This window comes from Priestia sp. BR_2 (genome assembly GCF_041954005.1).
Lineage (GTDB): Bacteria > Bacillota > Bacilli > Paenibacillales > Paenibacillaceae > Paenibacillus_AQ > Paenibacillus_AQ lautus_A.
On the sequence record NZ_JAVFHM010000351.1, the window covers coordinates 317,048 to 338,433 of the forward strand.

Sequence of the window (21,386 nt, forward strand, 5' to 3'; positions counted from 1 at the left end):
ACCATTTCATGGTATGGAAGTTAATCACTTTTTTTAGATATTGTCGAAAAAAGATGTAGAATCTTACATCTTCATACCTTTTATGCGTTCGATCCATTTGAAGCGCCTCTTGGATCATGTTTATACTATAGGAAATCTATACATAGAGGAGTGGGATTAAGCATGAATTATCGCCGTCTTGGCAGCAGCGGCCTCAAGGTTTCGGAGCTGGGGCTCGGCACGAACGCTTTTGGCAAAAGAGCCGATCAAGAAACATCCACCCGGATCCTGGATCACGCGCTGGACCGTGGCATCAATTTCATCGATACCGCCAATATTTACGCCGGATCGGAATCCGAGCGCATCATCGGTGAGGCGCTGGCCGGCAAACGGCATAACGTCGTATTAGCCACGAAAGCCGGACTCGTGAACGGCCAAGGACCGAACGAACGGGGCTCCTCCCGCTATCATCTGCAGCAAGAGCTGGAGAACAGCTTGAAGCGGCTGAAGACCGACTATGTAGACCTATATCAGATCCATACGTTTGATCCGGACACTCCCCTTGAGGAGACCCTGCGCACGCTGGACGACATGGTAACATCGGGCAAGGTCAGATATATCGGCGCCTCCAACTATGCCGCCTGGGAAATCATGAAGGCGCTCGGAATCAGCGAATTGCGCGGATATGCCCGTTATGTATCGACCCAAACGAGTTATTCCCTGGCAGACCGTACGCCGGAGCTGGAGCTTGTCCCCCTCTGTCTCGATCAGGGCGTTGGCATCATTCCGTATTTCCCGCTGGCCGGCGGCATTCTCACCGGCAAATACGGTCAGGGCGCAAGCAAGCCTGCCGGCTCCCGCGCGGAAACGGACCCGAACTTCAATCGCTTCCTTGAAGAACACAATCTGAAGCTCGGTCAACAAGTAAACCAGCTCGCAGCAGAGCACGGCCATTCTCCCAGCGCGCTATCCATTGCCTGGCTGATGGACCGCCCTGCCGTCTCGACCGTCATCGTCGGGGCTACGAAGACCGAACAGCTGGACGATAACCTGAAAAGCCTCGAGATTAAGCTGGACGAGTCCCTGCGTTCGAGCCTGGATGAAATCAGCGACGGCTTTGTTCATGCCAAGCCGTTTGCGACGTATCGGCTGGGGTAAGCTGCGATGTTCCGCTAATACAAAGAGCTGCTCCGGGACCAACGACCCTTCGGTGCAGCTCTTTTTCTTCTATACTCGAAAACCACTATTTAGACGGCATATCTCCGATCATCCCCGAAGCTGATAGCATCCGTAGAAGAATCGTTGCCGTTTCCGCCCTGGTCATATCACTCCGTGGTCTCAGCTTGGCATCGTAACCGCTCATGAGTCCGCTGTGAACCACTTCGGCTGCAGCCGCCTTCGCCCAGCTTGCCAATTCGGCACGGTCTTGGAAAGCAGCCAGCACAGCCTCCGAATCCATGGCCTCTACCATTGGGGAACCCTCAGCGAACTTTAACGCTCTTGCGAAAATAACCATCGCCTCCTGTCTGGAGATCAAGCCATTCGGCAAAAAAGTCCCGTCGGCATAACCGTGTATGAGTCCGCTCCCGCTTGCTGCCGAAACGGCCCCCACATACCAGTCCCGGGAAGTTACATCTTGAAACGTGCTTGTATTGCTTTGCTCCGTTAAACCGAGCGAGCGTACCATCATGGTGACGAATTCCGCACGGGTTACCGGTTCATTCGGATGGAATCCGGCGGCGCCTCTGCCGCCAACGAGAAGGCGTGACGCCATCTCGTTCACCGCCGCCTCGGCCCAATGGCCTTTCATATCCGATAATTCTTCGTCGTGGCTGATTAAAGCATACGTCCCGCTGTATAAACCTTTTATTATGGCGTAAGTACGGCCTTCCCGCGTAACCAGCCGGGTTGGTGCGTGATGAACCTTCCCTTGATCATCCAGCAGGACGGCCGTTGTCACGATGGCAGCTGACCCCTCTGCCACGGGAACTTCCAGCTCCACATAAGAGGAATAGGTATTTCCGCTCAGCCGTTTTCCTTGATCATAGGCTGCTACGCTAACGTCTATGGAGCCATAATGTTCACCAAAATACTTCCCGTTCCCGACCCGCTTCAGCTTTGCGCTGATCGCGGCGTTGCCATCGGCTAGCCCAAGTTGAATCGTGCCTTCCTTCGTTCCGGCAAGACTGCCGATCTGTTCGGAAATGGCCTGAACCGGAATACGGACGCTGCCTGCCAAGGTCTCGAAGGCAATCATCGCTCCGCTTGCTTCAAGCGCTTTGGCTGACTTGCCATCCAGAACCACCACGGCTTGATCAAGCCCCTCCGTGGCGCGCAGCCGGACGATCAGTCGGCTGTTCTTATCCTGTGCCAGCAGCGATTGGAGCCTGTCTCCGTTCATCTTGACGGTCAGCAGGGTCTGTCCGTTCTCTTTCGTTATCTCCGATGATATCAAGCCGGTCAGCAATACATCATTAATATACGACGTGACGTGGCTGCTGCCTGACGGGCTCTGCCCTGAGCCCGCCCCTTGACCTGCTTGGGAACTCCCATCTACGCCAGGTCCTTGACCTTCCGAAGATCCTGATCCGCTCCCCGGCGTCCCCGGACTGGAAGGATTTCCGGGCTCCGGTTCAGGTTCAGGTGAAGCGGCCGCCTCTCTGGTCACATCCACCGCGTAAGTCTTCGTAGATCCATTCTGAGCCGTAACCACGAGATGAATGCTGTTGCTTCCTACCGCCAGGCTGATCGAATCTGATGCCTGTCCGGCGGAGGCAGCCTTACCGTTTATCGTCACCGTTGCCTTAGGATCGGAAACGCTCGGCGTTATGCGGATCTCCGTTATAGGGTTTCCAACATGGCTAATGTAGCTGGTGACAGCAGGGTTGAATGCCGGAGCAAGCGTTCCATGCGATAATGCTAATCCGCTTAAATCCGCATCGCCCGGAACGGGTATCTCGGCACCGGCCGGTCTTGCGCTCACCTCTTCCGAAAATGCGCTGGAACCCCCGACGTTACCGGCTTTCACCGCAAAATAATAAGTCGTTCCGTTCAGTAAATTCCCTGCCGAATACGTCGAACCCGTAACCGTTGCGATCGGTGAGCTCCCGTATACGCCGGACTCCGTCCCGGAATAAATATCGTAATAGGTCGCACCCGTAACGGTGGACCACAGTAAGGACACCTCTCCATCTCCTGCTGTAGCCGTCAAATTTGCAGGTGCTAACGGTGCTGCGACAGGCCCAGCCTCCGTTGTAAAGCTCCAATCTCCAGGGCCCTTCATGCCTGCATAGAGGTTGCCTGCTGCATCCTGAAATGCACCCTCCTCTATTTCGATGTAATAACGCGTAAGATACGACAGCTGTCGCGTCAGACTTACCGCAACCCTCTCGTCGATCACGCTGACGCGGGAGCTATCGGTTATGTCGATCGACTCGATCTTTTGATGGTCCGCCGCTCTCATAATCGATATGTATTTGCCGCTGCTTGCGGTTACGGGTTCATCGAACGTGAATTCAAGTTTCGTCCCGATCGGCACGTCATCCGCCAGATGCAGAGGAGCCCGATCCACCACGACAGGCGCATCCGCATCGTTCCATTTGGCATACAGCGTCAGGTTAGCCAGAATGGGTGTCTTAAAATCAAATGGAAGCTGAAAGATTCGATCCATATACCACCCCCCGAAGGCATAACCGGGTTTTATCGGATCAACGGGCTTCGTTGCCGTTGTATGATGAGGGACGACCTCATCTGCCACGGGAGCCCCCCCGTTGCTGTCGAACGTCACGGTTTTAGGGAAATAGATCGAGAAATGAACCTCAGCCTTATTCCCTGCACGGTCGGTTACGACGAGATCGAATTCCCCTTCCGTGTTAACCCTGTCTCCGCTTCGAAACGCTTGCTGATTGAGCGTTGCGCTCCCTTCATTGAAGAAGATTTGCAGCTCCCGATCGTATTGGCCTCCATCTGCCACGCCTGAAACCAAAGGCGCGGTTTGGTCGATCTCAAAATCGGCCTTGACCGTTTTTCCGCGAGGCGACTCGACGACCAGTCTATACTGGCCATCTTTGCGGATGGTCGTACCGCTGGCAAAGGGCTGCCCGTCCAGCGTTCCCGTGCCATGGGTATAAACAGGCGTCACTTCGTGATTATAAATTCCTCCATCGGTTACACCGCTTATCCGGGATTCAGGCTCTGCCACGTGGATGGTAACGCTGGTTACGCTGCCGCTCTTGTTATTGTTGCTAGCGATATATGTAAAAGAATCTGTGCCAACAAAATCGGCATCCGGCGTATAGGTAAAGGAGCCATTCTTATGAAATGTGATCTTTCCATGAGCAGGCAGATCCACGATGTTGGCGATCATGGCATCGGAATCATTTTTCAGAACACCCGGTGCAGGAACGCTTAATATGGTGGACTCCGCCGTCGTATATTGATCCGGCACGCTAACGGGTTGAACCTGCTGCAAGACAGGAACGATTCCCGTATGGAATACATAATACGTTATCAGCGGATCGACTCCAAGATCGGGAATCGCAAACGTTTGATCCGGCGATCCCCCGAAAGCGTTGCCGATTAAGCCATACAGCGCCATGTTCGAGGCAACATTCAGCAGTTTACCGTCCGCCTTAAAAGAAGAGAGGGCAGGGATATCCAGAGGAAACAGACGTGTCTCGCCCATGTATACGGCACCAGCCGTACTGGGTTGGATCCCGGACTTGGCGGCGAAATACCGGATGTTGGGCTGCACAGGGTCAATCTCCGGCAATTTAAAGCTGCCCTGCCAGTCTTGGCCGAATGCAGTGCCGTAGATGCCGTACAGAGGGTCAGAATTGCTTAAAGCGCGGCCATCCGTCGTCACCCAGTTATCATTCATCTCCATATAGTAGGGAAAGAGTCGAAGCTCCCCCAGCATCGTATTGGAGGTCAATCCATTGTTCCTAGGGTTTAATCCCTCAACCGCTATATAGTACCCCATACCCGGCACGGGTTCTTCTCCCCGTAAATCAGGCACTGCAAACGTCTTGCTGCCATCTCCTCCGAATTGGTCCCCCAAAAATGAATACAAACCCACATATTCGAGACCTAACGGCAGCTCCTGCCCTGCACAGTATATCCACCCTTCGGGGCCGTTATGGTATGGAAACAGTCGGATCTCCCCGAGATAGTGAGAGTTTGGAGGATTCGCCTTAACCGTCTTCGGAGATGCGAGCACACCCAGTACAACCTCTAAACCTATTAGAATGGACAACATCACCTTCAACCATTTCGCGGATGCCATTCGCCTTCGTTTTTGCATATTGCAACTTCTCCCCCTAATGCATTTGTCCTATTTCAGTAATATAATACTAGAAAGTATTATAACATTACTAGGGAGTATTATAAATGATGGAACGTATAATTCAACAAGAAAATGTCTTCTAATTGAGGGAGGCTCCATTAGCCAAATATACACGCAAAAAAGATGGCCCCTGAACCAAGTCAGAAGCCATCTTATATAAATCTTTCATACTGCCCTCGGATTCTCTTATTCCCAAGGGTCCATGCGATAACGTTTTAGTTCTTAGTCGATTTACTTCCCTATTTCAGAATCTCCTCGATGCGAGTCTGAACATCTTCGCTAAGCTCGATACCGGATGCCTTCGCATTCTCGGTTACCTGCTCCGGACGGCTTGCGCCGACCAGTGCGCTGGCTACGTTCGGCTGACGCAGAATCCACGCAAGCGCCAGATTGCCCACGGACACGTCAAGCTCTGCCGCAATCTTCTCCAGCTCGCGAACCTTCGCGATTTTCTCCTCGGTAATGCCTTTGCGCATCCATTCCAGCTTCGCGGCACGGCTGTCAGCCGGAATATCGGAGGCAGAGGTATATTTCCCTGTCAGCAGGCCTTGTGCCAGCGGGGAGAATACGACCTGCCCAATGCCGGAGCGCTCGCTGAGCGGAATGATTTCCTTTTCAATATAACGTTCAAACATATTGTAGATAGGTTGATTGACCACGATGCGGTCGAGGAGGTAACGATCCGCTACCGTCAATGCCTCCGCGATTTGCGATGCCTGCCACTCGCTGACGCCGACATAGAGCACCTTGCCCTGGCGAACAAGGTCGTCGATCACGCGAAGCGTCTCGTCCAGCGGCGTTTCCGGATCATGGCGGTGGCAGTAGAAAATATCCACGTAATCATGGCCAAGGCGCTTCAAGCTGGCATGCGCCTGCTCCATAATGTGCTTGCGGGACAAACCCCGGTCGTTCGGGCCGTCACCCATCGGCCAGAAGGCCTTCGTGGCCAGCACGTACGATTCGCGCGGATACGCTTTCAAGGTTTCGCCTACCAATACTTCGGCTGCGCCCTTCTCGTAAACATTCGCCGTATCAAAGAAGTTAATGCCCAGATCATAAGCCGTTTTAATCGCGTTAACCGCATTCTCGCGTTCAACGTAACCTCCGTATGTAAGCCAGCTTCCCAAGCTGACCTCACTGACCTTGAGACCTGTGCGTCCTAATCTTCTGTATTTCATGGCAAATCCTCCTTCAATAGATTAACTTGGATGCTACATGAACTATTCTAAAGTAGTTCCTATTCCCACGGAAGAAGTGAAAAGTTCTTCACTATATTATAGGAAGGATAGCTGATATACTGGAGTATAGTTAATAGAATACCGGAAGGAGCCTATGGTTATGGGAAATAAAGCGAGCAGTTACATACCGAAAACTCCCGAACATATCGAATGCAATATCGAAAAAACGCTGCTGGTCCTAGGGGGAAAGTGGGCTTTTCTCGTCATTCGGGAGCTCTTTGGAGGCACGAAACGATTTGGCGAGCTGCAGCGGCAAATCCCGAATGTCAGCCCGCGGGCGCTGACCACGACGCTTCGCCACTTGGAAGAACAGGGCGTGCTGGAGCGCGAAGTATTCCCTACCGTTCCGGTTACGGTGGAATACACCCTAACGCCGAAGGGCATGGACCTGCATGTCATCTGCAAGGAAATGAAGCTGTGGGCAGCACGGTGGACTTAAATTCAAGATAGCTGACAGCGTCCGGCAAACGATCCGAACCCGACGGTTAGCTCAAAAAAAAGCAGCGGCGGATTCCGTTTAACGGGAACCGCCGCTGCTTTGTTAAAAGCTTGCTATTTTTAGATTGTCGACTTCATTTAATCGTTATTGTTTTGATTGCCGCGGGATTCTCCGCCTTTGCGGCCGATTTCCTCGTAGAACTCCTTATCGTGGGAATCCGATGTGGCCTCTCCGCCCTTACGGCCGATTTCTTGGTAAAACTCCTTGTCGTGATTCTTGGCCGTTGCTTCGCCGCCTTTGCGTCCGGCTTCTTCTCTGCTCATTTTGTTGCCGTTGTTGTTAGCCATTGTTCATCACTCCTAAGTTGTTTTTTGTTGCTGCTACGTCATCTATTTAACCCTTCGGAAAAAAATTAAACATTACTTTTCGATTCCTTCGCTCACCACATAGGACCTGTTCCCAGCGTAAAGTGCTGGTTTGGAGGGAGGATTTAATACGGGAACGTCGCCATAAGCCGCCGGATTCGCCACGTATTCGAAATTGCCGGTACCGTCTGGCAGCAGGCCGTTCGCCCAGCGCCATTCGCGGCTCTCCTCGCCGCTGAAACCGTACCGGCTGGTTCATGCGGAATCCATGTATGCGTCAGAAATGACAAAAGCCGCGGCTCGCGCGGCTTCATCATAGGATTTACGTCAGATTCGCATACGCCTCTGCAGCCGCATGCAGATAATAAGCCAGCCCCGTCTGCTGCTCTTCCAGCATCCGAAGATGGAATTCATCGTGCAGGAAAAACTTCGTTTGCCCGGCAAAATCGGCGGCGGTAAAAGCGTGGCCATGCTCGTTCATAAATCGCAAATGTTCGTGGATCGCATCTTGAACACGCTCATCATCGTGCCTGATTCCCGTTTTCAAAGCATTGGCCATGCCGGCCATGAAGTCAGCCGCTTCCTTCGCTTGCTCGTTCACATTGGGAACATCCATCGGTGCACCGTCAAGCAAATCCACCTCGTACCGCTCCTTCAAATGTTGATTCTGCTCAGCCAAGGCATCCTTCCACTCTTCTTCGCTATCAAACCCTTTGAACATTTCTTCCGGCTCCATTCGTCTTCCCTCCCCAACGTATTCTATGGACTGCCTCAACGTCTGCAGAACGCGCTCCAGCCGATTCCACCGGGCCAGGAGCAGCTTCTCCTGCTCCGTGAGAATGGAGAGCCGATCCGTCGTTTCCTCCATCAGCTCTTTAATTTGTTCCAGCGGAAAATCCATCTCCCTGTAGAACCGGATTTGCTGCAAGCGCTCCAGTTCCGCCGCGCCGTACAAGCGATACCCCGCATCGCTGATCTCGGCAGGCTGCAGCAGTCCGATTTTGTGATAATGATGCAGCGCCTTGATGGTTAACCCGGACAGTTCCGAAACCTCTTTTACCGTGTACAGCATGCTGTTCCCTCCTTCGATCTACAGTCTAAGGCCTCCCCTTGGAGGAGAGTCAACCTTGATTTAATGAAATAAGTGAAGCAAAAAAGGATTAAGCAGACGTAACCATCCACTTAACCCTCTTCTGCAAAAAACATTCCCGGCACCACAACAAACGGATTAATCCATGATCTGCTCCATGCCTTCGCCTGTCACTTTAAACTGATGGCTGCGTGAAGCTTCCTCAATGTCTCCAAATGCCCAATGCGCGGTTGGGACATCCTTCCAGGAAGACAACTGCAATCCCGCAATTGGATATCGCCCAAACATCTTGTTCAAAATGGTTACGGCCTCAGCGCGGGTTACACTCCTGTCAGGCCGGAATGACCCATCGGTATAACCTTGCAGCAATCCGGCCTGCTTAGAAGCAGTTATAGCTCCCATAGCCCAATGCTCTAACGCAACATCAGTAAACTCTCTCTTGTCTTGCTTCACCACATTCAGCTCTTTATACCGTGCAGCTATGACGGCAAGCTCTGCCCTCGTCACTTCTTGATCTGGCGCGAATTGGCCTGACGGATCGCCAATCATCAGACCTTGTTCTTGGACAAAAGCAATGGCTTCCGCTGCCCAATGCGTTGCTCCCACATCCGTAAAGCCGGATATCTTCGCTGTTTCGCCGCCAAGCAGCCGTGCCAGCATGGCAGCAAGCTGTTCACGGGTCACGCCTTGCTCAGGCCGGAACGTTCCATCTGCAAAGCCCTGGATGTAAGCCTCATGATTTCCTACGGATGCCCCATTCAAAAGCTTATTCATATCTTGACCAGGCCAGCTAAGAATGGCAAACGTGCTGAACTTCTTGACGGTAAATTGAATCCCCATCAAGCCGTTGTTGTCATAATCTACAAGGCTTCCAGCGATCAGCTCGCGTTCTTCGTCGCTATGCTCAATAAATATGGCAAGTGATTTCGCATATGCTTCCTGCTCCTCAAGGCTTTGCGGTAGCGTGACGTCTTTTAGCGGCAGCACGACCGTAACCTCCTTGTTGCTCAGGTTGGTCTCAATGACCATCGGTCTTGCAACCACGAATGGCTTGGAGGTGAGGGAGAATTGCTGAATAAACTCTTCCTGCAATGCGCCGTTAAGCACTTCAGTATGCTTCTGTGCATCCCTGACCGGAACGATGCGGAAATATGAATCCAGCAGGCCTTTCATTGTTTCTAGTGAGAGCTGGATTCGAGCATGATCCGTATAAATCTCCAGGCGTTTCTTAGCTTCGCTAAGTTCCTTTAAAACTGCAGCAGGCATGTTCACATCTAGCCGCGTTACCTCGTCCTTCTTATCCGGAATAACCAGGCGGATCGTATTTTTTGCAGATGGCAGCGCATGAATTGCCGCTTTGATCTTTTCATGATTCAAAGTCAATTTTTCCGTTATCTTGCCTGACTCCTTTGTTCGATCTATGATCATTTTCGCGGCAACCGGAGTTTTGAAGCCCCCATCTACATCGATTTCCGCCTTTTCATTGACCGGAACAGGCAGTAATGGAGTTGGCCCCGGAGCAGGCGAGGATGGTTCTGACGGCGGATTAACCACTCCCTTGGCGCGAATAACCGTTAACCTATAAACTTGAGTGCTTCCGTCCTGCGCCTTCACTTCAATCTCGATCACTTTGGCTACGCCAGGAACCAATGCCACATCCTCCAGCGTGGAGTCATTCACTGGTTTACCGTCGATCTTAACCGTCGATGTTGCGTTTACAGCATCCCGCAAAGTCCAATTCACGTTGATAGCGGACTTGGCCGTTGGCATATGAACCGTGTATTCCAAAGCATCGCTCTGAAATCCCGCTACCAATGCGCCGTCCACATTTAAGCTGCTAAGTGCAGCATCCGTCGCAGGCTCTGCCCGGGTTACCGTTAACTTATACAATGCAGTTACGGCCTGGTTTTGTGCGGTCACTTGAATCTCGATCACTCTAGTCACCCCAGGAATCAGTACCAAGTTGGACAACTCGGCTTCATTCACTGCCTGACCGTCCACGTTTGCCTGGAAGGAAGCCTTGGAATCAGCCAATACAGGCGTAATACCTACCTCGTTCTCCATGTACGGAACAAGCAGTGCATATTCCTGGCCGGCAGGATCAAACCCAGGATTAAGCGTACCTGCCGTCATATGGATATCACGGAGCAGTGCATTGGTAGAAGGCGCACGCGAAACTTGCAGCGTATACGTTTGGGAGGTTATGCTGTCTTGCGCCAAGACCACAATTCCTACCTCTTTCGTCTCTCCCTTATCAAGGGTAATGGCGTATGCTTCTCCGCTATTCCACGAAGTATTTTTAGTCCCTTCTGTAATCCGAATGGATGCCGTAGTGTCCGCCAGCACAGGAGTGATGGCAAAGCTATCCGTATCCTCAAGCGCCTGCACCTTATATTCAGCTATCGTCGGCACAAAAGATGAAGGCTCCAAGCTTGCGCCTGATGATACGGCAAGCGAACCTAGAAGGGCATTATTGGATGGCAGATCCCGGGTCACGTTCAATGTATAGGTTTGGATTACATTCGGATCCTGTGCCTTGACCTCGATTTCAATCTTCTTCGTTACGCCGGAAGTCAGGATCACATCGAAAAGCTCATTCCCACTCGCTTCCTGACCGTCTTCCAAAACCCTAAACGTCGCCCTATTAGGATCTCCCAAAACCCAGGAGACATCTATTAGTTCCTGTGTAAAAGGTACGACTACAGTATACGCAAAGCGGTCGCTTCGGAAATTTTCTACCAAATGACCGTCGATCCTTAAGCTATCGAGCGTTGCGTCCGTTGCCGGCAGCTCTCGTTTCAGGGTCAGCCTGTAGATTTTCTCGCTTTGATCCTGTGCTATACCCTTGATTTCAACCATTCTATCGGTTCCCGGTATCAAGGCGATCCCGTTTAACTGATTTTGGCCGACATCCACGCCATCCAGCTTGATTTCGAATGTCGCTGTTGATGGATCACCGAGCGCAAAATCAACATCTACGGCAGTTGTCGTATATGGAACCGTCTTCGTATAACTGTATTGATCCCGCTGGAATCCATCCAACAAATTCCCATCGATGTTAATGCTGCTGAGCGTTGCGTCAGTCGCAGGGTTCGCACGTGTAATCTGCAACTGATAAGTCATTTTCACATTCGTGTCTTGGGCGGTAACCTCGATTTCAATGACTTTTGGCGTTCCCGGCGACAATGGGAGGTTCGCAAGCCGCGTTACGTTGGCTTGCTCCTGCCCATCCACCTTAATCTTGTAAGTAGCATGAACATCATTTACGGTCCAATCGACATGGACTGCATCCATCGTGTAGGGAATATCCTCAGTGTAATCGGTCTTCCCGCTTTGGAAATCCTTCACCGCTATTCCGTTTATGGTCAAGCCGCTGAGCGTAGCATCGGTTGCCGGCTCTCCTCGTGTTACGGTTAATGTGTAAGTCCTCTCAATACGGGTGTCCTGAGCTGTGACCACGATTTCAATCACTTTATCGGCTCCAGGGAGCAGCGGCAGGGTATAAGGGTTGGGTGCATTTGCAACCTCTTGACCGTCAACCCTCACCTTGTAAGTCGCATTCGGATCGCTTGCAACCCAATCTACATCGACAGAGTCGTTTGTAAAAGGCAGATGCTCTGCATACGTTAACCCATCGCTCTGAAACCCATTCACCAGTGCTCCATCGATAGTCAAGCTATTAAGCGCTGCGTTCTTCGCAGGTTCTGCACGAGTTACCGTAAGCTTATACGTCTCCTTAACCGCCGGATCTTCCGCTGTTACTTCAATTGTGATTTCTGTCGGTGTGCCTGGTATCAAGGACAGGTCGCTAATCTCGGTTGCACCGACTTGCTCCTGGCCGCCAACCAAGACCTTATAGGCGGCATTCGGATCATGCATGATCCAACTCACATCGATCATCTCGGTCGTATAAGGTACGCTTTCGCTATATACCAACTTGTTGCTCTGAAACCCCTGCACCATGGCCCCGTTCAACGATAAACTGCTCAAGGTTGCATCCTTTGCAGGGGATGCGCGCTTTACGTTGACTTGATAGCTTTGCTGATCGACGCCATTCTGCGCCGTCACTTCGATCTCCAGTACGCCCGGAACTCCTGGAAGCAGACTTATATGCTGTGCTTCAGCATCGGTTATAGCCTTGCCATCAAGGTGCAGCGTGTAACTGGCATGTGAATCCGCTAGCTCCGGCGTGATGCCGATCTCCACGACAGGATATGGAACGGCTACTTCGTAATCAAATTGATTCTGGCTAAACGCCGGGCTTAAACTTCCCATTGTTGGCTGAATGTTACGCAAAAATGCGTTATTTGAAGGAGCTTGTTCTACTACATTAACGTCGTATGTTGTTGTTATTCCATTTTGTGCGGTAACGATGATGTTGATATCCGTACTCCCGTCGGCATCCAGCTGAATCTTTGTTTCGGCTCCGCTAACCCTACTAGCGCCGTTTACTGTGAGCGTCGCCGCAGAGTCCATCGTCGTCGGTGTCACCGATACTTCAGTTGTTCCGTGCGGCACCGGCATCATATATGTCTCTTGGTCCGGATTGAACGGTATCCCGACAGGCGAAATTTGCAACCCGCTAAGACGGCTTTCGCTGCTCAGAGGAGGGATTAGATTGGCTGTTTTGAATATCCCGTCTTCTCCTACCGCAACGACTCTTCCATTCGCTGCCTCTATGCTGGTCAGTTGAACGGAATAATTCACATGGGTTTCCAATTCTTTGTTCCATTGTCCTTGCTCAAATGAGAACGAAATGATGGATTCTTCTGTGCCGACTGCGTAAAATTTCCCGTTACTGTATGCCACAGAGAAGAAATCATTGCCGGATACTTCATTCGGTGGCGTTAGAGAATTATTCCAGCTGACGCCATCTGCCGAGGTATATATCTCTCCTCCAAATCCCACCGCAACGTAATGGCCATCACCGTATGCGATGCCGTTTATAGGCTGGACTGGGCCTTGAGGATGTAACGGATTCCAGTTCATGCCGTCGGAAGAAACCAATATCACCGGGCTATAATTTTTATCAGCTCCGACAGTCATGAATTGTCCATTGGCATATATGATATCGATCAAATACCAGATATCGTTATTAGGCAAACTATTTCTCCAGGTAACTCCCCCATCCGTTGAGGTAAGCAGCACGCCGTCGCCAGTGTTCTCATTGCCGCCGACAGCTACCAGCGTGGTTCCGTTTGACGTTATGTTATACAACCCTTCAGGAACCACGGTCCTCTCCATCCAGCTATCCAGGCTGTCGGAGGAAAGAATTGCGCCGTTATAACATGCGACATACCACTTGCCGCCGGAGTATACGGTCGCGCGTGCGGAGCAGTTGTCCGCTCCAGAATAAAACCTCTCGTCCCAGGTAGAACCGTCCGTTGAAATATAGTATCGATCCATCCCCGTGGCCAGCCAAACACCGTTGCCGAAACTGATATGGTCTACATTGAAAGGTGACATATCCCCTTCAGCCCAAGTTGCAGCCGCCTCTGTTTTTGGCATCCAGGGGGCCAACCCCTGGGAGCCAATGACAAGCAAAACTACCATAATCATACACAAAGCGCGACGAATTCTATTAAAAAATGGATTCAATTGCGAATCTCCCCTCTGGCCATCTCAAAAAAATGAAGTGTCGTATCGTGTCAAGAATTCGACAGGCAGCTTTAGATAACTGCTGTATTTTGAAAACAGTCTGCTTGCCCATCACCTCCGAAGAATCGTATCTACCAAAAACGAAATAACACCTACTAAATATATGTCATCCTGCCGCTCCGGTAAACCATTTTTATAGCATTTTCTACCAAAAAAATTTGTATATTATTGTCGAATGCGAGATGCTATAATCTTCCTATGTACCAAAATTATCCTGTCACCGGGAGGGTAACCTTATGATTCAAAAACGTCCCGTTACCCCTGATGATCGAAGCTTTTTGTTCCTTTTGTACTGTAGTACGCGCCAGGCTGAGGTTGAGGCCCATGGTTGGGACGATATGATGCGCGAGCAGTTCTTACTCATGCAGTGGAATGCACAGCAGCACTCTTATGCCATGCAGTTTCCGAAGGCGGAGCAGTCTATTCTGCTTCAGAATAATAAAAAGGCGGGCCGAATGATTGTCAATCGCCAAAAAGAAAAGACGACGATCACTTTAATCGATATTTCACTTCTTCCCGAGTTCCAAAATCGCGGGATCGGTACCTCTCTCATTCGTGAACTTCAGACAGAGGCAACAAAGCAGCAGAACCTATTGTCACTAAGCGTACTCCCTACCTCTCCTGCACTGCGGCTGTATGAACGGTTGGGTTTCCGCAAGCTAGAATCTGACGGATACCATGTGAGGCTGGAATGGAGAGGGGCTATCTGATGGCTCCGACTTTCTATATACAATATCAAATCATGAGGTGACTATGGATGAGTGAATCTTATCTGGGCGAAATCCGCATGTTCGCTGGCAATTTCGCCCCGCAAGGGTGGGCATTATGCAACGGGCAATTGCTTTCCATTTCGGAGAATGAAGCGTTGTTTGCACTGTTAGGCACAACATATGGCGGGGATGGTCAAACGACCTTTGCCTTACCCGATCTGCAGGGCCGTATTCCGATCCATAAGAATGCCGCACATCCTGTTGGCGAAAAGGGTGGCACGGAATCCGTTACTTTGACACTTAATCAAATGCCTCAGCACACGCATATTCCCCATGCGAACGGACAAACCAACGCCGTGGGGGGTACCCCTCAAAACTCCATCTGGGGGCAGACGTCCAGACGAAGCTTCTCCGATGGTTCTGGAAAAACGCCGGTGGGCATGAATACCCAGCTGTTATCTTCCGTTGGCGGAGGACAACCCCATGACAACATGATGCCGACCACTACGATTTCATTCATTATTTCTTTATATGGGGTCTTCCCTCCCCAACCTTGATTTCTCGTACTATATTTGACAGTGAATGAAGGAGGAAACGAAATGTCAGAACCTTTCGTAGGAGAAATCCGCTTGTTTGCCAACGGATATGCTCCCCGTAACTGGATGTATTGTGAAGGTCAAATCCTTCCGATCAATGGGTATCAGGCCCTCTACTCCTTACTTGGTAACGTATATGGCGGCGATGGCGTCAATACCTTCGCCCTTCCGGATTACCGCGGACGCGTACCGATTCATGTGAGCTCAACCCTCCCCCTTGGACTGTCCTCCGGGGAAGAACAACATACGTTAAATCAAAATGAAATGCCGCAGCATACCCATCAGGTTTCCGCATCTTCCAATACGGCAAGCGCCGTTTCCCCTGCAGGCAACGCCTGGGCGGCCGTAGACAACGTATATGATCCACCAGCCGCCATGGTGCAGATGAATGCCCAGTCTATTTCAACATCCGGCGGAAGTCAGCCGCATTCGAACATGCAGCCGTACTTGGTCCTGAATTATGCAATCGCCGTTACGGGGATATTCCCTAGTCGAAATTAGAGGAGAGTAAGTACAATGGCAGAAGCTTATATTGGAGAAATTCGAATCTTTGCAGGAAACTTCGCTCCCAAAGGCTGGGCCTTATGTAACGGCCAACTGTTGCCCATTGCTCAAAACACCGCCCTGTTCTCCATACTTGGCGTGCAATATGGCGGCGACGGCAAAACCAACTTTGCCTTACCGAATCTAATGGGCAGCGCCGCCATGAATCAAGGAGCCGGACAAGGCCTCACGCCAAGAACCGTGGGATCGAAGGTCGGCTCCCCTACCGTTACGCTTATCAGCAACGAAATACCTCCCCACACGCACATGCCTCAGGCTATCGATGCCATGGGAAGCAAATCAGATCCTACAGGGAATTTCTGGGCGCAGGCACCGAAAGCCTCGCCAATCGCACCGCAAACCAAGATGTTCGATCCTGCGCCAAACATGCAAATGTCACCCATGGCACTTTCCGTGACGGGGGGCTCGCAGCCGCATAACAATATGCAGCCGTTTATCGCTCAAAATTTCATCATTTGCCTTCAGGGAGAGTTTCCTTCAAGGGGATAATGGCTTATGCTGCTAGAATTCGGGATGTGACGCTGTCACATCCCTTTTTTACTACCATTTCTACTTCGTTATATCGGTACCTAATCTCGCTTTTCTCAAGAAAATATGATTTTTGCTCATTATTTTGCTAGAATGGTCCATTATGCAATCAGTTTAATAGAAAGGATGTTATAGGAAACGATGAAAAGGAAATGGTTCAAATACGCCATGCTCTTATTTTCCGTTGGAATCTTGGGGATTATCTCGTACTATACCTACGCTATCATACAATTCTCAAACCAAATCTCGACCGCTTCGAATCCGGTGAAGCCAACGGGCAGCACGGGGGCCGCACAGGAAGAGGTCATTGAAATTCCGAAGTGGGAGGGCAAAGAACGCGTCAATATTCTTCTGATCGGAGGAGACTCCCGGGGAGACGATGCCGGAAGATCCGATACCATGCTGGTGGCCTCCATCGATCCCGTTACGAAAAGCGCCCATTTGTTCTCGATTTTGCGGGACACTTACGTGGACATCCCCGGTCATGGCAAAGGAAGGCTGAATTCGGCTTTTGCTTACGGCGGCATCGAGCTGACCAGACAGACCATCGGCGATTTGTTGGACCTGCCTATACATAAATATGTTTACACCGATTTTGTCGGATTCATCGCCCTGGTCGACGCCATCGGCGGGGTCGACATTGAAGTAGAGAAAGACATGTATTACACAAGCAAAGCCGACAAGCATATGTACGACATCGATTTGAAACAAGGGCTGCAGCACCTCGACGGCAAAATGGCGCTGCAGTATGTCCGGTTCCGGCACGATGCGAGGTCCGACTTTGCCCGTACCGAAAGACAACGGATTCTCATGACGGAAGTCGCCAAGAAAATGCAGACCACGAGCTCGCTCATCAAGCTGCCCGGCATCCTGGATTCGATCGCGCCTTATATCGAGACGGACTTAAGCCCGAAGGAAATGCTGAAGCTGATGGCGCTCGGGTTTGACGTGAACCTGGACAAAGTCGATCAGCAGCAGATCCCGCCGTTCTCGCTGTTAACCAACGAGAAGGTCGGACGGGCCCAGGTGCTCGGCGTGGATAAAAACAAATTGCGGCAGTACGTAAAGGAATTGTTCGAAAGCGATGCCGCTGAATAAAGCCAGCAAGCAAACGAAGAGGGCGTATGCCCTCTTTTTTTTCGGCTAGACCGTCCGCGGACGCTCATGCAGCAGCTCCGACGGAGCGCTGCCTGTGAACCGCTTATAGATTCTGTAGAAGTAGGAGAGGTCCTGATAGCCGAGAAATACCGCAATCTCCTGTACCGTCAGCTGCGATTCCGTCAACAGATAGGCTGCCCGTTTCATCCGCTGGGCGTGCACGTACTGGCTGATCGTCTGTCCCGTGACGCTCTTGAAGAGCGCCGCAGCGTAATTGGGCGTTTTGCCGATGGCATCGCCGAGCTCCTCTTTCGTTATTCTCTCCCGGTAATGCCGCTCAATGTAAGATTTCATCCGTTCCGCATGCAAGTGCTTCTCAGGCGTGATAACGCCCCGATCCAGTTCTCGGCTGATATAAATCAACACTTCTGTCAATAATGCTTCTATCATCATTGCATAATAAGACGGGCGCTCCCGCCACTGCTGGTGGATCGCCTTCAAACGTTCGTGGATCAATTCGTAACAGCCCGGCTTATGCTTCAACGCTTCTTCCCGTTCAAGCGCGGATAAAGCCGTGGACGGCTCTCCCGTCCATTGAACGACCATTTGCGTGTGCGTCACGGTAGGGATGCTTTTGCCGTAATACGGAACGCCGGCCGGAATAAGCAGCAGTTCCCCCTTCTCCATAATCTGCTTATCTCCATTCACCCAATATACGCATTTTCCATAGGTCGTCACGCTTAGCCGCCATGCGCTCTTTCCATGGTCTGCTTCCTCATACCAATCGACGCCGCTAATTTGCCGAACTTCAACCGGAGTGACCATAATTTCACCTCATATGCATTACTATAATCCATTCATTGTACTATAGTTCATATCATGATTCGACAAGACAGGCTACAATGTGATCATTAGGGTAGTTCATGAGATTTACATTTCTAGAAGCCCGAGTGCTGCAAAATGCCGCAGGGTGCAAATACAAAGGAGGAACAACCAACCATGCTTAAGACAAAAATCATCTGTACGATGGGGCCGGCATGCGATTCCATCGAGCTGTTGAAAAATATGATTCAGGAGGGGATGACGGTCGCCCGATTGAATATGGCACATGGCGAGCCGGAGGATCACGTGGCCCGGATTCGGAATGTTCGCCAGGCCGCATCCGAATTAAACACGTATGTCCCGATCATGATGGACATTAAAGGTCCCGAAGTCCGGATCGGCAAGCTGAAAGAGGCTTCCTGCCTTCTGAAACCGGGTGAGGAACTGATCCTGACGACCGAAGAAATACTGGGAGACGCCCAGCGCATCTCGGTCAATTATGCCGAGTTGAATCTAGTCGTGAAACCGGGAGACCGCATCTTGATCGATGACGGCCTTGTCGACCTGAACGTCATTCGCGTCGACGGACCGGACATTCTTTGCAAAATCGTCAGCGGCGGCGTGCTCAAACCGCGCAAAGGCGTCAACCTGCCCGGCATCAAAACGACGCTGCCCGGCGTCACCGAGCGTGACGTCATGCATATCGGCTTCGGACTGGAGAACAACATCGAGATCATTGCCGCATCTTTCGTGCGCCATGGCGACAACATCCGCGAAATCCGCAGCATCCTGAAGGAACGCGGCGCGGAGCATGTGCAGATCATCTCCAAGATCGAAAACGGAGAGGGCATGGAGAACCTGGACGACATCATTGAAGCCTCCGACGGGATCATGGTTGCCCGCGGCGACCTTGGCGTCGAAGTGCCGATCGAAGAAGTGCCGATGATGCAGAAAGAAATGATCGATAAATGCAATCTGGCAGGCAAGCCGGTTATCGTGGCAACGCATATGCTGGAATCGATGCAGGTCAATCCCCGCCCTACCCGCTCCGAGGTGAGCGACGTGGCGAACGCCGTGATCCAGGGCGCAGACGTGGTCATGCTGTCCGGAGAATCCGCCGCTGGCAAATATCCGGTGGAATCCGTGCGTACGATGGCGGCAGTCGCCCGCCGCGCCGAGACCATGATCGATTATAAGGACCAGTTCGCTTTCAAATCCAGACAACAAGTAGCCGATATTACCGAGGTCATCAGCCAAGGCGCGGTCAGCTCTTCCCTCGTGCTGAATGCCAAAGCCATCATTACGTCAACGGAGAGCGGATTTACGGCGCGGATGATTTCGAAATATCGTCCGGAAGCACCGATCATCGCCGTCACGCAGCATGAAGAAGTGCTGGCCAAAATCTGCCTGCTCTCCGGCGTCATCCCGGTAAAAGGCGACAAGGTTACCACAACGGACGAAATGTTCGAGTCCGCGACCCGCAACGCCATCAAGACAGGCTACATCGAAAAAGGCGACATTATCGTATTGTCTGCCGGCGTGCCGATCGGTCAATCCGGCAACACGAATCTGATTAAGGTTCTGCAAGTGTAACGAAACACGCAACAAGACCTCTCCGATGATTTAAGCAGCGCCAATCCGACCCTCCGGGCATATAACGAACTCAGAGGAATAAGCTCGTAAGGAAGGCGCTGCCCGTTTCGGGTGAACCGAACACGTTACCGGAGGTCTTGCCAGAATGTATATACCTTACCATCCTATGGGGATGCAGCAGCAGACTGCCCTTCCCCATGCAAGGAAAGCTCATCACCCAACAAGTCCTTACCAAATGCTGTTCCACTGGAACCGCTTGGACTGGAACTTTCCGAATGCTGCGATGAAGCAGCGGTTCGAGCTGCATCAATACTGGAAGCACTGCATGCCTGCAGGCGTCAAAGTGGACCGACAGGGGCGTTTCTATGTTTCGGTTCCGCGCTGGGCGGAAGGCGTTCCCGCTACGCTCAACACCATCGTGATGGTGAACGGCAAGCCGGTGCTGAATGCTTTTCCAAGCTGGGAGTGGAATACGCCGGGAGATGTGCGAGTGCTGCAATCCGTCCTGGGTTACGAGATCGATGAACATAACCGGATGTGGATTCTGGATCAAGGAAAAATCGCATATAACACCTCGCCCGAAGGCTCCCAAAAGCTGGTCATCTGGGACCTGAGCGCAAACCGCCTGATCGACTCCATCGTCATCCCGGATGATATTGCACCGCCCCGGACGTCGTTCCTGAACGATATTGTGGTGGATAACCGGAACGGTTACGCCTATATCACCGATTCGGGCTCCGGCTGGCCCGATCACGAGGTATACGGCGGCATCATCGTCTACAATATGAGAACGAAGAGATTCCGCCGGGTCCTGGACAGCCATTACAGCACGCAGGACGTGCCAAGGTTCCGGTTCGAGATCGATACGGAGCCGGTCTATCGCAACAAGCCGGTCCGGATCGGCGCGGACGGCATCGCCCTGGCGGCGGATCGCGAAACGCTCTTCTACTGCCAGGTAACCGGACGCAATCTGTATGCGATCGATACGGGGCTGCTGCGTAATTTCGATACCCCCGATTCGCTCATTCGAAATGCCGTTCAAGCTCTGGGCAGCAAAGGAACGACGACCGACGGCATGCATGCCGACAATCAAGGCCATGTCTTCTACACCATGCTGGAAGGCAAAGGCATCGGTTATTATTCGCCCTGCACGCGCTCATTTCACAAGCTGCTGTCCGATGACCGAATGCTGTGGGTGTACGGGGTGGCTTTCGATCAGCGCGGCTCGATCATCTTCAACAACAACCGCCTGCACCGCATGTTCGGGGAGCCGCAGAACATCGACTGGGACGATCCTTACAATCTGATTATATGGCGAGCCTACATCGGCTGGGATGTGAAGTCGTATTTATATGGTTGACG

Annotated in this window: 14 protein-coding genes and 1 pseudogene; 9 read left to right on the forward strand and 6 right to left on the reverse strand. The window is 51.7% G+C overall.

Features of this window, described 5'->3' with window-relative positions; translation table 11 throughout:
- Positions 1 to 162 precede the first annotated feature (162 nt).
- Positions 163 to 1,137 carry an aldo/keto reductase gene (locus RB298_RS33105; RefSeq protein WP_486050532.1) on the forward strand — a complete coding sequence of 325 codons (975 nt, stop codon included), beginning with the start codon at positions 163 to 165 and terminating at the stop codon, positions 1,135 to 1,137.
- An 85-nt stretch (positions 1,138 to 1,222) separates the two neighbouring features.
- Here RB298_RS33105 and RB298_RS33110 read toward each other — a convergent pair whose 3' ends face one another.
- Complete coding sequence (locus RB298_RS33110) at positions 1,223 to 5,281, reverse strand: tail fiber protein (protein WP_486050534.1); 4,059 nt, start codon at positions 5,279 to 5,281, stop codon at positions 1,223 to 1,225.
- Between the two features lie 281 nt (positions 5,282 to 5,562).
- Positions 5,563 to 6,501, reverse strand: coding sequence for an aldo/keto reductase family protein (locus RB298_RS33115; protein WP_486050536.1), 939 nt, complete (start codon positions 6,499 to 6,501; stop codon positions 5,563 to 5,565).
- Positions 6,502 to 6,661: 160 nt separating this feature from the next.
- Here RB298_RS33115 and RB298_RS33120 point away from each other — a divergent pair, with 160 nt between their 5' ends.
- Positions 6,662 to 7,000, forward strand: a complete 339-nt coding sequence (locus RB298_RS33120; protein WP_009594357.1) for a winged helix-turn-helix transcriptional regulator — start codon at positions 6,662 to 6,664, stop codon at positions 6,998 to 7,000.
- A gap of 140 nt (positions 7,001 to 7,140) precedes the next feature.
- Here the strand turns inward: RB298_RS33120 and RB298_RS33125 are convergent.
- From RB298_RS33125 to RB298_RS33135, 3 genes and pseudogenes are all read right to left on the reverse strand, one after another.
- Positions 7,141 to 7,347, reverse strand: a pseudogene (locus tag RB298_RS33125) (KGG domain-containing protein); the annotation flags it as partial.
- 340 nt (positions 7,348 to 7,687) lie between these two features.
- Positions 7,688 to 8,437, reverse strand: coding sequence for a MerR family transcriptional regulator (locus RB298_RS33130; protein WP_486050538.1), 750 nt, complete (start codon positions 8,435 to 8,437; stop codon positions 7,688 to 7,690).
- 156 nt (positions 8,438 to 8,593) lie between these two features.
- Positions 8,594 to 13,963 carry a cadherin-like beta sandwich domain-containing protein gene (locus RB298_RS33135; protein WP_486050540.1) on the reverse strand — a complete coding sequence of 1,790 codons (5,370 nt, stop codon included), beginning with the start codon at positions 13,961 to 13,963 and terminating at the stop codon, positions 8,594 to 8,596.
- Positions 13,964 to 14,349: 386 nt separating this feature from the next.
- Here RB298_RS33135 and RB298_RS33140 point away from each other — a divergent pair, with 386 nt between their 5' ends.
- The 5 genes from RB298_RS33140 (at position 14,350) to RB298_RS33160 (ending at position 17,609) form a co-directional block, all read left to right on the forward strand.
- The gene (locus RB298_RS33140; protein WP_375120764.1) at positions 14,350 to 14,823 is read left to right on the forward strand and encodes a GNAT family N-acetyltransferase; all 474 of its coding nucleotides are present in this window, start codon (positions 14,350 to 14,352) and stop codon (positions 14,821 to 14,823) included.
- 47 nt (positions 14,824 to 14,870) lie between these two features.
- Positions 14,871 to 15,380, forward strand: coding sequence for a phage tail protein (locus RB298_RS33145; protein ID WP_486050542.1), 510 nt, complete (start codon positions 14,871 to 14,873; stop codon positions 15,378 to 15,380).
- Positions 15,381 to 15,422: 42 nt separating this feature from the next.
- The gene (locus RB298_RS33150) at positions 15,423 to 15,920 is read left to right on the forward strand and encodes a phage tail protein (RefSeq protein WP_375120767.1); all 498 of its coding nucleotides are present in this window, start codon (positions 15,423 to 15,425) and stop codon (positions 15,918 to 15,920) included.
- Between the two features lie 15 nt (positions 15,921 to 15,935).
- Positions 15,936 to 16,472, forward strand: a complete 537-nt coding sequence (locus RB298_RS33155; RefSeq protein ID WP_486050544.1) for a phage tail protein — start codon at positions 15,936 to 15,938, stop codon at positions 16,470 to 16,472.
- 180 nt (positions 16,473 to 16,652) lie between these two features.
- Complete coding sequence (locus tag RB298_RS33160; RefSeq protein WP_486050546.1) at positions 16,653 to 17,609, forward strand: LCP family protein; 957 nt, start codon at positions 16,653 to 16,655, stop codon at positions 17,607 to 17,609.
- A 45-nt stretch (positions 17,610 to 17,654) separates the two neighbouring features.
- Here RB298_RS33160 and RB298_RS33165 read toward each other — a convergent pair whose 3' ends face one another.
- The gene (locus RB298_RS33165; protein WP_096775124.1) at positions 17,655 to 18,434 is read right to left on the reverse strand and encodes a helix-turn-helix transcriptional regulator; all 780 of its coding nucleotides are present in this window, start codon (positions 18,432 to 18,434) and stop codon (positions 17,655 to 17,657) included.
- Positions 18,435 to 18,608: 174 nt separating this feature from the next.
- Between RB298_RS33165 and pyk the strand changes: the two genes are divergently transcribed.
- A complete protein-coding gene (gene pyk / locus RB298_RS33170; protein ID WP_012819280.1) occupies positions 18,609 to 20,024 on the forward strand; it encodes a pyruvate kinase in 1,416 nt (471 codons plus the stop codon).
- A gap of 145 nt (positions 20,025 to 20,169) precedes the next feature.
- Positions 20,170 to 21,384 carry an L-dopachrome tautomerase-related protein gene (locus RB298_RS33175; RefSeq protein ID WP_486050548.1) on the forward strand — a complete coding sequence of 405 codons (1,215 nt, stop codon included), beginning with the start codon at positions 20,170 to 20,172 and terminating at the stop codon, positions 21,382 to 21,384.
- Positions 21,385 to 21,386 lie beyond the last annotated feature (2 nt).

Coding starts and splice junctions, on each gene's coding strand:
- RB298_RS33120 (WP_009594357.1), top strand. CDS start 6,662: ATGGGAAATAAAGCGAGCAGTTACATACCGAAAACTCCCGAACATATC.
- RB298_RS33155 (WP_486050544.1), top strand. CDS start 15,936: ATGGCAGAAGCTTATATTGGAGAAATTCGAATCTTTGCAGGAAACTTC.
- RB298_RS33160 (WP_486050546.1), top strand. CDS start 16,653: ATGAAAAGGAAATGGTTCAAATACGCCATGCTCTTATTTTCCGTTGGA.
- RB298_RS33150 (WP_375120767.1), top strand. CDS start 15,423: ATGTCAGAACCTTTCGTAGGAGAAATCCGCTTGTTTGCCAACGGATAT.
- RB298_RS33145 (WP_486050542.1), top strand. CDS start 14,871: ATGAGTGAATCTTATCTGGGCGAAATCCGCATGTTCGCTGGCAATTTC.
- RB298_RS33115 (WP_486050536.1), bottom strand. CDS start 6,501: ATGAAATACAGAAGATTAGGACGCACAGGTCTCAAGGTCAGTGAGGTC.
- pyk (WP_012819280.1), top strand. CDS start 18,609: ATGCTTAAGACAAAAATCATCTGTACGATGGGGCCGGCATGCGATTCC.
- RB298_RS33175 (WP_486050548.1), top strand. CDS start 20,170: ATGTATATACCTTACCATCCTATGGGGATGCAGCAGCAGACTGCCCTT.
- RB298_RS33135 (WP_486050540.1), bottom strand. CDS start 13,963: ATGCCAAAAACAGAGGCGGCTGCAACTTGGGCTGAAGGGGATATGTCA.
- RB298_RS33165 (WP_096775124.1), bottom strand. CDS start 18,434: ATGGTCACTCCGGTTGAAGTTCGGCAAATTAGCGGCGTCGATTGGTAT.
- RB298_RS33110 (WP_486050534.1), bottom strand. CDS start 5,281: ATGCAAAAACGAAGGCGAATGGCATCCGCGAAATGGTTGAAGGTGATG.
- RB298_RS33130 (WP_486050538.1), bottom strand. CDS start 8,437: ATGCTGTACACGGTAAAAGAGGTTTCGGAACTGTCCGGGTTAACCATC.
- RB298_RS33105 (WP_486050532.1), top strand. CDS start 163: ATGAATTATCGCCGTCTTGGCAGCAGCGGCCTCAAGGTTTCGGAGCTG.
- RB298_RS33140 (WP_375120764.1), top strand. CDS start 14,350: ATGATTCAAAAACGTCCCGTTACCCCTGATGATCGAAGCTTTTTGTTC.